The 17294-nt window shown below is 68.9% G+C and carries 3 protein-coding genes; all 3 read right to left on the minus strand.

Features of this window, described 5'->3' with window-relative positions; genetic code table 11:
- Positions 1–5: 5 nt before the first annotated feature.
- Positions 6–7358 carry a SpvB/TcaC N-terminal domain-containing protein gene (locus tag WME73_RS35520; protein WP_437912421.1) on the minus strand — a complete coding sequence of 2451 codons (7353 nt, stop codon included), beginning with the start codon at positions 7356–7358 and terminating at the stop codon, positions 6–8.
- 194 nt (positions 7359–7552) lie between these two features.
- Positions 7553–8101, minus strand: coding sequence for a hypothetical protein (locus WME73_RS35525; protein ID WP_437912422.1), 549 nt, complete (start codon positions 8099–8101; stop codon positions 7553–7555).
- Between the two features lie 45 nt (positions 8102–8146).
- A complete protein-coding gene (locus tag WME73_RS35530; protein ID WP_437912423.1) occupies positions 8147–17086 on the minus strand; it encodes a neuraminidase-like domain-containing protein in 8940 nt (2979 codons plus the stop codon).
- Between the last annotated feature and the right edge of the window lie 208 nt (positions 17087–17294).

Raw genomic sequence — 17294 nt, forward strand, 5'->3', positions numbered from 1 at the left:
GCTTCCTACTTACTGCCGAAGAATCGGCGAACCACATCAGTCTCGTGTGCTTCTGCCGCCTGATGCAGATACCCATACGGCGCGTTGATTGCGTCCGCGAGTTGCTTCGCTGTCAATCTCCCGCCGTTTTCGTCGAACAGGTCGGCAAGCGCCTGAGTCTCATGCACTTCGTGCGCGAACGTTCCCACAATTTCCTGATCACTACGGAGAACAGACGGATTCAACTTCAAAACGAATCTTCCATCCCGGGTCTGCATCTGCGCGAGCGTGAAGTTGCCCTGCTTGGACGCACTAGAGAAGTATTGAGCACGAATATTTTGTGGGAGAGACGGATCCAGGACCGTCTTGTACAACTCAGGATCGAGGTCCACGCCCGCCTGCGTGGCGAGATGCTGGGCCTCGTCCAGCGTTCGCACCGCGCCGTCGGGGTTCGGAGGGTAGTCGAGGAGCCTGCCTGCGGCGCCGGAAACCTTGCGCGAACGAAGCGCTGTGCTGATCGCTGCGCCCCCTGCCACGACAGCCTCCGCTATCATTACATCGGCAGCCAGCCCGGTCACGGTCCTCATCGCGGGGTCTGAGAGCAATCCACCCTCTGCACCCGCACTCCAATCCGTGCCGCCGGGCGGCAGTTCCTGTGGCTCGACACCCGCATCAGGCCGTGAATTCGCCTCTGCATGCAGGAAGTCGAGAACACCCGTCGTTCCCCCCATGACGGCAGACCCCGCCAGGGCCATCGCCCTGTACTCAGACTGGCTGTAATACTCCTGAGGAGCGTCATCCGCCTCTGCAGTCGTATCCGGCGCAGCGGGCCGAACGTGCTCCACCGTGGTGAAGCCCGTACGGATGGATTCGAGCTTGCCTTGAGTAAGAGTGGCCGAAACGCGCTCTTGAAATTTGCCTGTTGCGGAACCAGCGAACTCTGCACGGACTTCTGGGGACAAATCCTTCAGGTGCCGGTGCAGCTGAACGTCGGTCATCTGCGCGATCCGTTTGTCGCTCGCGCTCTCTCTCCCACTCGGGTCCTTCAGCCTGATCGGATTCCCTCTCACATATGCGTACAGATTCGGCCCGTCCGCGAGTCCGGCCGGATCCGCGCACGTCCACCTCCCGAGCCACGGCGCGTAGTACCGTGCCCCGTGGTAGTATAGCCCCGTCTCCTCGTCCTTCTCCTTGCCCGTGTACCTGTACCTCCTCTGCGAGACCTCGATCCCCGATGCCGCCGACCAGTACGCCGTGGTCCCGTAAGGGTGGTACTCCTCGTAGCCGATCACCAGCCCCGCCCCGTCGACCTCCAGCGACGCCGACCCGAGGTGGTTGTCGAGCTGATACCGCACCCGCGGCGTCACCGTGAACGGCCCCGACGTGTCCACCGTCTTCGTCTCCACCATCGCCACCCGCCGTGCGCCATCCATCACGTGAAGCGTCTGCCGCTCCAGCACCAGCCCCGACCCGCTGCGCCTCCGGTACACCTCGTAGCCGCCGAGGTAGATGCGCTCGTCCACAAGCCCGTTGTGCTCCCAGACCTTGCGCACGCGCTGGCCCGCAGCATCGTAGTCGTAATAGACATCGCCGCCGCCGTCGAGATCCGTGCTCCGCACCTGGTCGTTCTCGTCCCAGGTCAGCGCCGTGATGTGCGGCATCGACGTCATGTTGCCATGCGCGTCATACCCATAGTTGCGGAACGGCCCGTTCTCCGGGTCCCCGGTCGTGCTCGTCAGCCGGTTGTTCGCCGTCTCCTCGTACGCATACCACCGCGTCCAGCTCCCCGTGCCCGCCTGGTGGACCATCCTCCGCAGGTTGCCCACCGCGTCATAGACATACTGCTCCGTATAGTTCCTCAGCGCCTGCGCGTCGTTCGCGTGCGGCAGCGACTGGATCGGCAGGTCGTTCTGGTCACGCGGCGCGTCCGACAGCCCGCCCGCGTGCTCCCGTCCCGTCGCTTCGATCAGCCGGTAGACCGCGTCGTACACGTACCGCGCGCTCGGCGATACCACGGCATTGTTGAAGAACACCGTCTGCTGCGCGCTGTCCCCGATCTCCACGATGTTCCCGACGGGGTCGTACACATACGTCAGGTTCTGCAGCACCGCGCTGTCCGAGCTCCGCGTCGTCTTCAGGCGCGAGAGCCGGAACGTCAATGGGTCATACGTGTACGCCGTCGAGGTGCCGTTGCCATACTCGATCCGCTCGCGCTGCCCCTTCGCGTCGTAATCGATGTTGTCGACGAACGTCGTCCACGCCACCGCGCCTCGAATCCGCGCCTCCACCCGCTCCAGCAGCCCCGCCTCGTTGTACGTCGGCTTGACCTCGCTCGCATCCGAGGCGGTCAGGCCATCCGGGGCGGTCAGGCTGGTTGGGCGGTTCAGCGCATCGTACGCCGTCTGCGTCCCGAAGCTCTCCGTCTCCAGCAGCGGCTCGGCGGCGGTCGCGATGGCGGACACATCCGTCAGCGGGGCCAGCACCGCCCAGTCGGCGTCCGCATGCACGTCGCTGCGCAGCCGGCGCGAGGCCTGCAGAAGGTTGCCCTTGAAGTCGTACGCCTGGCTCGTCACAACTCCCGCGCCATCATACACCTGGTACGCCCTGCCGCGCAGGTTCATCGCCGTCGCCTGCGGATGGGCTTCGCCGTAGACGTAACGGCGCGCCAGCCGCTCGCTGCCCACGCCCAGCTGCACGTGCTCGTGCGTCGGCCGGCGCAATCCATCGTACGACGAGCGGTAGACGAACCCTCGCCCGTTCCAGGCCCGCAGCCGCTGTCCTGTCGCGCCCGCCAGCATCCACCGCTCGCCGCCGTCGTTGCTCTTCTGATAGAGCAGCTGCCCGCCCAGCCCGAAGCGATGCTGCATCGCCTCGTTGTCACTCGCGTCCGTGATCAGGAGCGGCTGCCCCTCGATATCGAGCGTCGTCTGGGTGATGTACTGCCCCTCGGCCCCGTTGTTCGCCACCGCGCGGAACACCCGCCCCAGCGCGTCCAGGTGGCTCACCGCCGGCGTGCCCGCGTGCGCCGCGGCCAGCTCCGCCGCACGGCGCTCCGGATCGCCCGGCGGCAGCGCCTGGCGCGCCGCGTACCACTCGCTCTCCAGCACCGTGTCATTCGGATCGTGCGACGTCTGCTTCCACGCATCGAACACCACCCGGGAGAACGTGCCATTTGGCAGGTCGGTCCGGATGAGTCGGCCGAGCGGATCGTACCTCAGGATCGGCGTGACCCCCCACTCCACGAGCTCCGCTTCGTCCTCGTACTCGTGCGTCGCGCTGAAGAACGGCTCGTACTGCTTGACCGGATTGCCCTTGTTGTCCAGCACCGTGCGCCCGGTCCCGACCCAGCGCGACGTCGTGTGCGAAAAGACCAGGTCGCCCTGCGCGTCATGCACCAGCGCGCCGTTCGCGTCGCGCTCGGGCGCGAGCCCCGGCTCCGCCTTCACCTTGCGCAGCACCTCGTTGCCCGAGCCGTCGGAGTAGCTGTACGTGTCCAGCCAGCGCAGGTTGCCCGCCCCGTGCTGCTCGCGGGCGCGGGCGTGCACCATGCTCGGTTTGCCGGTGAGCCGGAATCGCTCCAGGTCATACGCGAACGTGGCCGTCGGGTCGTCGAGCGTGTCGCCCGCGCCGGCCCCCGCCTTGCCCATCACCGCCATCGCCGTGACCCGGCCCAGCGCGTCGAAGCGCACCTCGCTCACGTTGCCGTTCGCGTCCGTGAGCTGCCGCGGGGCGAGGACGCGGTAGTCGGGGACGGCTTCCACGACATTGCTCAGCGGATCCGTCACCGCAGTCACGAGCAGGCGATACGGGTCGTAGGCGACCTGCGACGCGTTGCCGAACGGATCGACGAACGTCGTCGGCAAGTAGAAGTGAGCCGCCGAAGGCACCGCACGCCCCGAGGACACCCAGTAGTCAGGATCGTCCGGGAGCTGGAGATAGCCGCCCTCCGCGAGCATGCCGCTCGTGACGCGGGTCCCGAACACCGACGTGATCAGCGAAGGCGTCAGGACCTTGGCGAAGCTCTCGTGAACGAGCGCCCTGCTGCCGACCTCGCCGAACGGCAGCGGCGCCGTGAGATCGTCGCTCCAGTACCTCGTGCGCGCATGCTGCAACAGGCGCTTCTGGAAGCCCCCGCTCGGCGTCCCGTCGTACGCGAGCGTCGGCACGTCCTCCGCCGCGGCCGCCGCGTCGAAGACTGCCTGGAACCCGAGCACCCCCTCCGAGCCGAGCGGCAGGCCGTGCAGCTCGTAGGTCCGCGTCTCGGTCGGGACCCCGATCCGATAAGCACCCTCCTCGTCCGGGACCAGGTGCTTCACCTTGTTCTCCGTCAGCGTCGCCTTCCCCTGCTCCTGCTCGGGGAACTCCGCCCACGCCGCCCGCCGGCGATATCCGATCTGCGCTGTCCGCATGATCACGCCGTAATCGTCGACCTTCAGCGTGAGCGCGTGCGCCACGCGCGGATCGCTCTCGCTGCGCTCGTACTGGTACTCCAGCGCCTCGCGCGCATGGGCGAAGAACACCGCATGCGCATTGCCCACCGCGGGCTGGAGGCGCCGCATCTCGTAGCTGTGCTCCTTGACGACGTACGGGCGCTGCTCCTCCGCCGACCCGTCGAGCGCGTAGACCTCCTGGCGGAGGGGCCGCCCCTTGAGCGCCCGGCACGCCTCGCGCATCTCGACGGCGCCGAGATCCTCGCGAAGCAGCGTGTCCGCCAGGCGGACCGCCGCCGCGTCACCGGCGTAATACTCGCTCTCGTACTGCGCCGAGATCTTCGCCCCCTCGATCCAGACGCCGGTATGGAACCACGTCTTCGTGAGCACCGGCGGCAGGTGCAGCTCGGGATCGGCGTTGGCCGCGGGCGGCGCGAAGCCAGCCCCGCTGAACGCCGAGAACGACTCGGTGTCCCGCTGCTCCACCATGCCGAAGCCGCGCATCTCCCGCTCTACCCCGTCGTAGTCGCCGTGGTGGTAGGCATACGTTGTCACGAAACGATGCCGCGAGATCGCGTCGAAGACCTCGACGCGCTCGATGACATGGACCACGAACGGCAACCTCGTCACCCACGGTCGGCCGGCCGCCCGGTCGGCCAGGTAGAACTTCGTCGACGGAGCGTAGGTCACCGTCGTCGTCCTTCCGAGGTTGTTCGCGATCGAGGTCAACAGGTGCGGCTTCTTGCTCCCGAGCAGATCGATGTAGCGCACCCGCGGGCGCGCCCCGGGCAGCGACGAGGCCCACACCAGGCACCCGGTCCCCGAGCCGAGCAGATCGATCACGTCGACCGACGCCAGATCGCTCACGTCCGGCAGCTGCGGCAACATCACCGGCGCAGCCAGCGTGTTGCCGGCGTTGTTCGCATAGAAGCGCACGCCGTCCGGGTGCAGGTAAAGGATGTCGGTCGTCCCCGAGCCGTCCACGTCGGCGAGGCGGACGCGCTTCGGATCGAAGCGGCCCTCGTGATCGAACCGCATGCTGCCGCTCATCTGCACCTTGGCGCCGAAGCGGCAATGGCCGAGGTTGGGCCAGTAACAGACGTTGCCGTTCCGGATCCGCACGAGGTCCACCAGCCCGTCGCCGCTCATGTCGGCCAGGAAGATGCTCTGCGCCGCGTCGGCGAAGACGAGCGACGGCCCGCGCTCCTCGTCGCTCGGGCGCGCGATGGTGATCGGCGTGTCGAAGCCGCCCTTGGCGAGCGACGGATACCACGTGAACGTGTCGGGCCCCGTGATCAGGATGTCCTCGTGCCCGTCGCCGTTCAGATCGATGAGGCGGAGGTTCGGGTCGCTCCAGTCGACGTTCGGCTGCGACGCGAACGGGCGGAACGCCGCCCAGCCCGCGTCGGTGCGGTCGAAGTAGCCCGCCACCGGCCGCTCGAACACCACCATTTCCTTGCGCCCGTCTCCGTCGATGTCGAGCAGCTGCCCGCCGCCGGTGGCCGGCCGCGACGGCAGCAGCCGCGCCGCGGACAAGAGGCCCCCGCCGAGGTTCTGCTTGTAATAAAGCGCCTCGCCCTCCTCGATCAGCACGCCGGGCAGCGCCTCGCCGTCGAGATCGACCCAATTCCGCCCGGACCCCATCGTGCCGCCGGGCAGGTCGCGCAGACTCTCGGGGTCGAGCGACTTCACCTCGCGCTGAATCACCGGCTCGCTGTACGTCAGCGCGATGGGCGGGAGCGCCTCGCGGCTGTACGCCTGGGTCTGCGGATCGCGGACATATCCGGCCTGGGTCGCGGTGGCGAGCCGCGTCAGGTGAGCGTTCTCCACGTACGTGAGGTCGAGCGACCGCACGAGGCACGGCGTCTCGCCGAGCTCGGACATATGGTGAAACATCAGCACGCGACGGCAGAGCCGGTACGTGCGGATCTCGAAGCCGGCGCGGTACACCGAGAACGGGTCCTGGCGGACCAGCCACGGGGCGCTCTCCTCGGGCGTGGGCGCCTCGACGCCGTGCTCGCCGTAATCGAAGACGACCTCGAACAGGAAGCTCCCCGCGACGCCCGGCACCGTGTTCCCGTAACGGACGCGCTTGAGATAGCAATTCGCGACCGCCGCGCGGCCCGCGTGGCGGTGGCTCTCCGCGACCTCGTCGCGCGCCACGCCGGTCAGGTCCTCCGCCTTGTACTCGTAGACGACGACATTGCCCTTGTCGTCCCGCGTCTCCTCCAGCAGCCACGAGAAGATGCGCGCAGGCCTCGCCGGGTCGGCGATCCGTGCCTCCGGGCTCCGCCCGTAAACGCTCGTGATATTGTCCGGCGTCGTCGCCGTCCAGTACACGTTCCCGCTCTCCTTGACCTCGCGGCGCTCGATCCGCGCGAACGCGCCCTCCACGCGGGGACGGTAGCGGATGACGCGCTCGCTCTCCGTCTCGTACCGGTCGAGCGCCGCGCCGTCGATCGACCGGGCCGGCACCAGATCCTCCGCGCCGGACAGGACGAACACGTCACTCTCGCGCGCGTCGTCGTAGCGGGGAAGGCCCTTGTCGGTCTTTCGCGTGATGCGCGGGATCGACAGCTGCCAGCCGGCGCCGAAAGGGCCGTTGCCTGCCCCCGAGTCGTACGTGACCGCCAGCGTCGGCCCGAACCCCGCGCGGCCGGGGCTCAGCGGCAGCGGGATCGAGAACGATCCGGTGCCCGTCACCGGGTTCGCGGAGAACTTCTCATCGACCCCGCGGATCGCGCCGCCGCCCTTCGGCAGCGCGGGAGCGGGCAGCTCCGGCGCCCTGGGCGCGCCGGGGAGGCCCTTCGGAGCCTCGGTGTTTTTGCCAGACCCCTCCCGGGCGAGGGACGCGGGGTCTCGGCTCTTGCCGCGGGCTCCGCCGTCCGGCGCGGCCGGTGATGCTGCCGGAGCAGCGGTGGTTTCCTTCTTGGGCTCACGAGCGTTCATCCGTCTCCCTCTTCCCATGGCAATGGGCGGCCCACGCGCCCGGAGCGACTCGCTCCGGAACGACGGCGTCGGCCGCCGAGTCCGAGAGCGGCGCCGGGCCAGGCGCCGCTCTCGGACGGTTCAAGCTCTCCACGGCCCTGTCCTCGTCGCCCGGTCCCCCCCGGGACGAGGGCTCGTCCCCTCTGCCGGCAGCGCTACTTGTAGAACACGTTCACGATCATCGTGTTCGCGCCCGGTTGGGAGGTGTTGTCGTCTGCCGCGGCGGCGGTCGCGCCGATACCGATGCCGTTCGTGAACGCGATGCCATTCGTGTGCTCTGCCGAGACCACCTGCCCGGCCGGCACCATGAGCGTCAAGGCAGGCTGGGTCGTGCCGACCGTCGGGGCCCCGGCCGCGTCATAGAGCTTCACGAACGCTTCGGTCGAGCTCCTGTTGGCCAGGTGCCAGCCGAACACCTGCCCGGCGGAGCTCTTCACGCTCTGCCCCGTGGTGCTCAGTCCGACGTTGCGGTAGATGGAGAGCCCACCCGCCGTGGCCGGCTTCACGTTCACCGCGCCGACCGTGTTGGTGCCGGCCGGGAGCGACCCGACCAGGCTCACCGGGAGCGGGTCGTTCTGCGAAACGTCGACAGCGGTGCCGTCCGCGCCCGTCTGCAGCTTGGCGCGGAGGACGTGGACGCCGAGGATCTCGTCGGTGGCGAGGAGCGTGCCCGCGCCCTCAGGAAGCGTGATGTTGTCCGACATGGATACTGACTCCTTGGTGAGAGATCGCCTGGGTTTCGTCTACGGTCACGCCGGCTCGAAGCCGTACTCGCAGAGCAGGTAGATGTCCTGGAGCGTGTCGTCGAGCCGGCTGTTCGTGCGGAGATCGCTCGCGATCTCGCCCACCGCTCCGCGGCTCGCGCTGAGCGTCCAGGTGTCGAGATCCTGGTCGTCCAAATCCACCTTGTCGATGGCCCCCGTGTTGCAGCCGCCGGTGCTGTCCAGCGGGAATTGGTTGAGCGTGAGCGGGTCCTGCGCGGTGGCGCCTGGCCACGCCATCGTCACGTCGAGCTTGCCCTGGCCCTCATTCCAATAATGCGTCTTCCCGTTCCACCGCGCATAGAGCGTGTAGCTCTTCAGCGCGACCTTCTGCGTCGCCGGGGCGTAGGGGAACATCTCCGGCGTGAGCGGGATGGAGAGCTGCTGTGCCACGGCGTCATCCGACGGCGCCGCCATGAACCGGGCCCACTCGGCCGGCAGCTCGGACCGCAGGCTGAAGAGCCGGCGCCGCACCGGCGGGTGGTCGTGGTAATACGTCTTCGCCGCGGCCGCGAGGGTGCTGTTCGAGCGCGCCGTGTACCGGATGTGCAGGATCACATCGCTCACCGCCGCGATGTCGAAGCGGTTGTTCGCCGCGGGCAGCTCGATCTTGTAGGTCCCGAGCACGCCCGCGCCCTCGAAGGGGAGATACCGCTCGTCGCGCAGGTTCGGCTCGAACAGGCCCGCGTCGTTCACCCCTCCGCTGGTCGCGATCACGCCCGTCAGCGGCACGAGATCCGTCCGGAAGCCCTCGGTGTCCGGATAGGTCTCGGCGGTCACCGCCGGCTGCTGCGGCTGCTGCGGCGGGCGCACGCGCGTGTTGCTCAGCGTGAGCGTGCAGCTCACGCCCGCGTATGGGCCGGTCACGGTCGGTATCGTGACGGCGACCGACTTGATGCGCCGGAAGTAGTGACCCGGGTAATCGAGGTCGAACACCTCCTGCGTCAGCACGACGTCGCAGGTGCCGGTCTCGCGCAGCCGCATGAGCTGCTCGGGCGCGACCTCGGCGAGCGAGACGTTCTTGACGAGCTCCGCCTCTCGCGGCGTCTGCTCCAGGAACGCGGCCTCCAGGCGGCGGAGGTCGTGCTGGAGCCGCTCGCCCGCGAGCAAGCCCTGCTTCAGGCTGTCCCAGGCGCCGAAGCGCACCATCGCCGGCGTGCCGTCGGCCGTGCCGAGCTCGAACCGGAGCGCCCGCTCCGCGCGCCTGGCCGTGTCGAAAGCCAGCGTGTACGTCTGGTAGTGGACGGTCGACAGCTCCGCCACCATCCAGTCGTACAGCTCCTCGGTCGTGCGCTTCCTGTCCCGGAGGAACTCGAGCACCTCGCGCGCCTGCTCGGTCTGCCGATCGTGGTTCCTGAGCTCCACCTCGGCCACCGCGGCGCGGATCTTCGCGGCGACGATCTGCTTCTCCAGCCCCTGCATCTCCTTCGCCGCGAGCCGCTCCTGCAGCGCCCACTCCTCGGCGCGCCGCTCGTAGCCGGCGATCGTGGACGCGAGCGACGCGCCCTCGCGCAGCGCGCCGGCGGCCATGGAGAGCGCCTGTGACGCCGCCTCGATCGACGCGCCCGAGGCCTGCCCGCCGATCGTGGTGAGGGCCACCGGGCTCCCCATCGTGCCCGCGCCGCCGAACGTCGTCGACGGGGTCGCCTCGACGCCGGGGGCAACGGCGGCGATCGCCTGCGCCACGAGCCCGAGCTCCATGCCCGCGACGCTCATGGCCAGCGCGCCCTGCTCCGCCGCGCTGATTCGCGGCAGGCTCGCGTAGTGGTCGCGGCGAAGCCGCGCCGTCTCGTGCGACCGCTCCAGCGAGGCGACGGTCGCCTGCGCCTCCTTGACCTGCTGCGCCTTGATCTCGCGCACCGCCGCGAGCAGCTCGACCTCGTGGCCCGAGCGGAGCCGCGCGATCGCCTCGCCGTCCTTCTTCTCCATCGCGGCGAGCAGGGCGGCGCCGAGCCCGGCCACCGCGCCGCAGAGCTCCATCGCCTTCGCGTGCAGCACCTGGAAGCGGTAGGGGAGCCGCGGGGAGCTCGCCTCGTTGAGCACCGTCGCGAGATCCACGCCGAGCGCCCTGGCCTGCACGAGCAGCATCGGATCGATGGGCGGCTCGAACAGGGGCAGCGTCCGGACCACGCCCTCGATGCTCATCGAGTGTCGGATCTTGAAGAGCCGATCGGCGACCATGTCCCACAGCCCCGAGAGCGCCTCGTCACGGGGCACGCAGAAGTAGAGCTCTCCGAGGTCAGTCGCCCGCTGGGAGAACGTGCGGCGCAGCATTTCCCTCAGCGGGTCGCCCACGAGGCTCTCGGCCTCGACGCGGGACCGCGACGCGATCACCGGATCGGAGAGGTCGCCGAGCCCGAGCGCCTCGAGCTGCCAGTAATTCCGCGGCGTCACCGCGTCCTGCCGCTCGACGCGCACCGGGCGCCGGCCGAGGAGATTGCCGGCGAGGACGTACAGCTGCGTCGCCTCGTTGATCGACTCGATGGTCTCGCGCCGGAACAGCTGATCGCCCCACGCGATCAGGTTCTCGACGTACTTCATCACCACCGCCTTCTGGTAGGCGATCGGCCGCAGCCGCGCGACGAGGTGCGGATTGAACGGGTCCTTCCGCCACGCCTCGATCTGCGCGGCGAGATCGAGCTTCTCCCGCTCGTTCTCTTGGTTCGTCAGGAGCGAGGCCAGCAGCCTGGCTATCGGGGTCCGCTGCGAGGGCGACAGATCCCGGACCTCGTCCTCGATCGAGGCGAGATCCTTGTTCTCTCGGAACGGCCGCACGTTCCAGAAGCGCTCGGGCGACGGGGCCGGATCGCCCGTGGTCGGGTCGAAGATGAAGTGGAACCAGCGCTGCGCCTCGGCGTGCCGGCCGCTCTGCATCAGCCGGAGGGCGATCAGGAACGGCGCGTGGAAGAACAGCTCCCAGTTGTAGCTCGAGTACGCGCCCTGGAACGAGAAGTCGACCTCCTCCTTCGGATACGGCGTGAGCACGTTGGCGGGGTCGGGGTCGTACGTCTCCTTGAAGGCGTCGACGTCGCCGGAGCGGAGCTGGATCGGCTCGGTCGGGTGGAGCGACCACTTGAGCAGCCCGTCCACGCCCGAGCGCTGCAGCTCCTTCCGGAACAGGCAGGCGTAGGGGTGGTAGAAGGAGATGAAGCGGTATCGCTTCGCGTCTTCGTAGACGTGTGCGATCTTCGTCACCTCGGGCGCCCTCTGCGCCCACTCGTCTGCCGCCGGCCCCGCGCGCATGGCGAGCACGCCGATGGTCCTGCCGATGTCGCCGTACGCCGTCATCCCGGGCTGCGGCGCATCATCCCACTCGGTGTACTCGGTCAGGACGAGATCGGCGAAGAACGTCGACTTCGCGTCCTTGAAGAAGAACGGCGCGCCGTCCCAGGCGCTGTCTTCGTCGTGCCCACTGCCGATCACGCGCGGAATGAGCGCGCGGAACGGGGTGACGCTGCGGAACAGCGTGGTCCACTGCAGGAGGCCGTTGAGCGTGACCGGAACGGCCAGCGTGGACGCAACATCCGTCGAGACCAAGAGATGCCGCTGCCAGGTGGTGTGGCGGGGCATCGCCGGAGCGAATGCCTCAAAATCCCGATGATCATCGCTGAAATCGATACCTTCCAGCGCACCGCAGGCGCTTTGCGCGAAGTGCCCGAGGCGGCGGCCGTTGTAGCCCGTCAGATTGACCGCCGCGATCCGGAGCGGATCCTGCTCGTCGTCGCGCTCCGCGAACAGGTGGACGAACGTGGGGACCGCCCAAGTCGTCCCCAGCGTCAACTCCGAGCCTCCGCTCATGCGGCGCGCGCCCCAAGCGCCGTTCCGGCGCTCGCTCCACGCGAGGCGGATGTAATGGTCCGCCACCGCCTTCTCGCCCGGCTCGCGCGTGTCGTCTGGCATCGGCTGGTTCGGTACGGCGCGTTGCTCGATGATCGGCCAGAACAGGTGCGGGCGGCGATCCTCCACGGTCAGCAGCACCCTGTCCCCCTCGATGTCGAGATCGATGGGCTCCCACGGAGTCCAGGACAGCCCGTCCACCCGCGTGCGGTAGAAGTACTTGTACGGCTGGGCCGCGGTGCGGCCGACGACGTGGAGTACGTCGATCGGAAGGTGCGTGTCGTCGCCCTCCTCCTTCTGGTGGAACGCGCTCACGATCTCGAGGTTCGCGACCTCGTCGAGCCGGTCCAGGTACCGCTCGAGCGCGCGCTCCGCGGCGTCGTCGGTGATGTCTTTCTGCCGGAGCTCGGCCTCCAGATCCTTGAAGAACGGCGACTTGTCGTCGCGCAGCGACGGGTCGAGGTACATCTCCGGCTGGAGCAGGACCTTGCGGCTCGCCTCCCAGACACGGTAGCTCTTGCGCCACGCCCACTCGCGCGCCGCCTCCTCCGGGAGCTTCAGGTCGTCCGCCTCCAGGTTCAAGAACGCGCGCTGCACAAACGTCTGCACCGAGCCGATGGCCTGCTTCAAGCGCGAGGTGATCACCGCAGGGCTCGTCTCGACGTCCACGAGGAGCTCGGCGAACAGCTCGTCGCTGTCCTCGTGTCCGCGCTTCGCTACGAGGTACGCCACCAGCGTCGACCGGAGCCGCTCGCGCAGCACGTCGCGCAGCGGCGGCGCCACCCGCGCCCACTCGGCGTCGGAGTACTTCGCCTTCGCGGCCCGGACGATGCTCTCGGCGGGCCCGGCGCCGGACGAGTGCATCGAGCTCTCCCAGCCGAACGCCTGCTCGGCCGAAACGCCGAGCCGCTTCAGCACCACGATCGCGCGGCGTACGAGCCCGAGGACCGAGACCAGCTCCGCGGCGTTGCTCGGATCGAGCGCCTCGTAGCCACGGGCGAGGAGCAGCGCCGTGACGTCCTCCACGGGCCAGCCCGTGGCGGCGGCCAGCTTCGCGGGCTCGGCCTCGAACAGGCTCGCCAGCGACGGGTTCGGCCCGACGAGGTGGGAGCGGAGCTCGACGAAATCCACGAGCTTCTCCCAGTCCGCGAACAACGGCGAGCCGCCGGCGCCGTCGATCTCGGCGCGCGGCAGCCCGTCGAGGTCGAGCGCCGGCGACGCGCCGGCGAACATCCACTCGATCTCGTCGGCGCGCGCACCGAGCTGCTGCACGACCGCCGCGGCCCTGGCCAGGTGCCGGTAGGCGGCGCGCTGTGCGGTGCGGCTGGGGTCGTCGAGCGACGGCGGCGGCGAGGTGGGCAGCGAGAACGCGCTGCCGAGCGGCACGTCGTCGGACTCGCCCGTCGTGAGGATGTCCGCGATGAGCAGGTGCGTCGATCGCGCGTCCAGCTTCAGCGCCGCGCCGAGCGTGTCCTCGATGAGGGCCGCCTCGGCCTCGCTGTCCGGGGCGCCGTTCTTGCCTCGCAGCGCCAGCAGCGCGCCGAACATCTGGTCGAGCACGGAGTTGATGGCCTCGTCGGTCGCGGCGATCCGCGCGCGCCGAGACGGCCGCGCCCGGAAGATGACCTCGAGGTCGGCGGGCGACAGCCCCGAGCGCCGCACGCGATCGACCGTGTCCAGGAAGCGCAGCGTATGCTCGGGGTTGTCGGCCTCGAGCGGCTTGTAGGTGCTCAGGTTGTAGAGCGCGTGGAAATCGGGCAGCGACAGCCGCGCCGCCCGCGCAAAGGTCACGTAGCGGTGGAGCTTCGCGAGCGTCACCGGCGCGAGGTCAGAGGTGTCCGCCGGGACGAGCGCGGGCAGGCCGAGCCCCGAGCTCGCGGTGAGCAGCGACAGCTCCTCCCGGCTGATGCGCAGGCCGGCGAGGATCGCGGGCGTGTGGGACTCGAACAGGGTGGCGGTCGGGAGGCTGGCGACCCCCGGCAGCGCGAGCGCGGCGTCGACCGGGTTGGTCACGGCCTTGTTCTGGAAGAGCTGCTCGTAGAACGAGGGCGTCTCGCCGGCGTCGCGGCGCTGGGTGTCGAGCGGCCCGAACCAGCTCGCGAGCGCCGCGATCGGCAGCGAGATGCCCCGGTCGGCGCGCAGCGCCTGGATCACCGCGATCACGCGCAGCGCGCGGCCGTTCACGACGTCGGTGCCGCTGGGCGCGCACGCGGCCAGCACCTGATCGAGCTCGCGGATCGACCAGCCGAGGCGCAGCCGGAGCCGCAGGAAGCGGTGCAAGATGTCCAGCGAGGCCACGGCGTCGCTCAGGCCGCCGATGCTCTGCTCGTCGATCTTGCAGCTATCCGCCGGCTGGATCGCCGGCGATCCGAAGCGATGGAGCACGGACGTCTCGAGCAGGTCGCGCAGCTCGTCGTAGGACAGCCCCGAGCGCTTGAGGAACACCGGCACGTTGAACAACCCGCCGGGGATCACGGAGACGCCCCAGGCGCTCGCCAGGGTCACGCCCGTGATCCAGGTGCCGCGGATCAGATCGAGCTCGCGCCCTGAAAGCCCGAGCCGATGGGCGGCCGCGTCCTCGGGATACATGGCCTCCGGGCTGGACCACTTCGCCCTCAGCTCGCTCAGGAATGCGTGCAGGGGCACGCCGAGGTGCTCGAGATAGACGCGCGCCTCGTGGTGCCGGTGGTGATACGGCATGCTGAAGGGGAAGTCGGTTTCCGCCAGGTGCTCGTAAGCCGTCTCGTGCCAGTCCTCCTCGCCGCTCGGCGGGTTCGGCATGGCCGCGAGCTCCTCGGCGGTGCCGGCGGTCGCGATGTGCTCCGGGAAGACGGGCGGGGCCTCGTTCTGCTCCTTGGTCTCGCCCACGAAGGCGTGGACGAGGATCTCGTTCACCAGGTCGACATACGGCAGCGGCGTGTCGGCGTTCTCGCAGGTGAGGTCGATCCGGCCGATGTCCGGGCGCCGCCCGGCGAGCGCCGGCGTCGAGCCCGGCGCACTGCCGAGGAGCAGCTCCTTCGCGGTCCACTTGGTGCTGCCGCTCTTCGTGAGCGTGGAGTAGTAACGATCGAGGAAGCGGAGCAGGTCGACGAGGTACGCCGCCGGGCCGTAGACCGAGGCGCAGTGCGCACACGCGCACGCGTCGGTCGAGCCAAAGAGCTCCTCGTATGTCGCGAAGTCTGGCGCCGCCTGGCTCGCGCGGCGCGTGGGATCGGACAGGACGTAGGCCGACGTCTGGTTATAGGCCGCGCCGAACTTGAGCGACAGCGCGAGCGCATGTTCGGAAATGGCGACCGCCTTGTCGTAGATGTCGTCCGCGATATGGGCACCTCCGAGGGCAGCGCCGAACTCGGAGCCGAACCGGAGCCGGCCGCGGAGGGCGACCTCCCGCGCCGACTTGAGCCCGGCGTCGAGAAGCACCGTCGCCTCCTCGTACTTGGGTGTGAGCTTGTACAGCCGCTCGACCGCTTTGAGTTCGAGCTTCGCGGCCGCGGGGTTGGAGAGCCCCGCGAACGCCGCCGGGTTCAATGCGACGTAGTGGCCGGCGCGCGTGTTGCCGAGCTTGAACGAAGGGTTGTTGTTGAAGAACGTGGGCAGCTCGCTCCCACCGACCACGGAGATCGCGGACGCGACCGCCTTCGACGGGAACGCCACCTCAAGGGCGTGCCGGATGACCTTGGCGTAGGTCGCGCGCCTCTCGGTCACCGTCGCTCCGGGCGTGTCGTCCGGGCAGTTGATGGGCGAGCCGTTGCGCTGGACGGCGAGGATCGCGATCCAGTCGGCCTCGCTGTAGGCCGCGAGGTCCTGGAGGCCCTGGAACTGGGCATCGTGCCAGCGATCCCACAGCTCTTCGATGAGCGGGAAGTGATAGCGCGTGAGCGCGCCCAGCTGCAGCAGGAGCTTGAGCCGCGGGATGAGGAGCGAGCGCTCGCCCTGATAGTCGGGCAGGGACGCGATGTGGGTCCAGAAGGCCTCCGGCGTGCCATCGAACGCCATGTACTCGGCGATGAATTGCTGCGTGTAGTAGTCCTCGGACAGCTCGAGCCCGAGGAGCTGACCGAGGTTGCAGGTCGCTCCCGCGGGCGCCTCCATGGCGAGGTCGACGGCGGCCTGGGTGAGGAGATCGACGAAGCTATCGCTGACTTCGCCGCCCACGATCTTTGCTTCCCTCGCCTCGTCGAGCACGCGGCGCAGCGCGGGTTTGGGGTACGAAAGGAGCCCGCGCTTGGTGGTCGGCAAGCCCATGCGGACGAAGGGGTAAAAAGAATCGGCGGCCCCGCCGACGCCGACGGACGTCAGGAGGGAGTCGGCCGCGACGAGCGCCTCGACCTGCCCGCGCTCCACCTCGGTGGCCATCGCGACGAACTCGACCTGCTCGGCCTGGAGGGTTCCGAGGACCACCCCCTGCGTTTGGGCCGCGGTGCGCGACTTGAGCTGCTGCAGCTCCGAGGCGCCGCGGTCTTCCTGGTTCTGGCTGGTGACCAGGTCGACGACGGCGGTCGACGGGGCGCGGACGATCAGCGCGGAGCGGCCCAGCTCCTGATTCGACCCGTTGTAGACGATCACCCGGAGATCGGGCTGTTGCTTGCCGGATGCCAGCAGGGGCGAGTACGAGATCTTATAATGACCCGTCGAATCGGTCGTGGACGAGCCGATCTCTATCTCTGACGTCAGCCTCACGTCGTAGGCGCGCACCGTCGCGTTCGCGACCGTCGCGCCTTGCTCGTTCCGCACGATGCCGCGCACGACCGCGGAGGCCGGAGCGCGCCTGGTCGAGGTCACCGCGAGGTCCACCTCGATCCGCACGGTCGCAGGCGTCGGCGACACCTTCCATTGCGTGTAGCGCGTGACGTACTCCTCGGCCCCGGGCGAGAACACGCGGAGCGCGATCAGCGGCTTCCGCCCCTGGAAATGACGATCCACGGCGGCCTGGTCGAGCGATATCTCGAAATCGCCGTTCTGGTTGGTCACGGCGACGGCGACGAGATCCGTGGTGACCTCCGCGCTGTCCCACGCCTCGACACGCACATTCTCGACGCCCCTTTCGGTCTTGGCTCGAACGACCCGACCGGAGAGTTTATACTTTTTCATGCGAGCTCCCTTCGATTCCATGGTCAAGAACCACCAGTCGGCGCAGTGTTCAGCCACGGCGGTCGGTGCGCCTCGTCGCCGACGGTCGACAGCGGAGGAGATGACGAGGAGGGCCGGCCGCGGAGCGATCGGCGCGACGAATCGCGCGCGAACGCTCCGCGCAAGCACACTGTCGCGAATTCGCGAGACATCAGCTATTGGCTGTCGA

The sequence above is a fragment of the Sorangium sp. So ce302 genome, from assembly GCF_051530145.1.
In the GTDB taxonomy this organism is placed as follows: Bacteria; Myxococcota_A; Polyangia; order Polyangiales; family Polyangiaceae; genus Sorangium; species Sorangium cellulosum_B.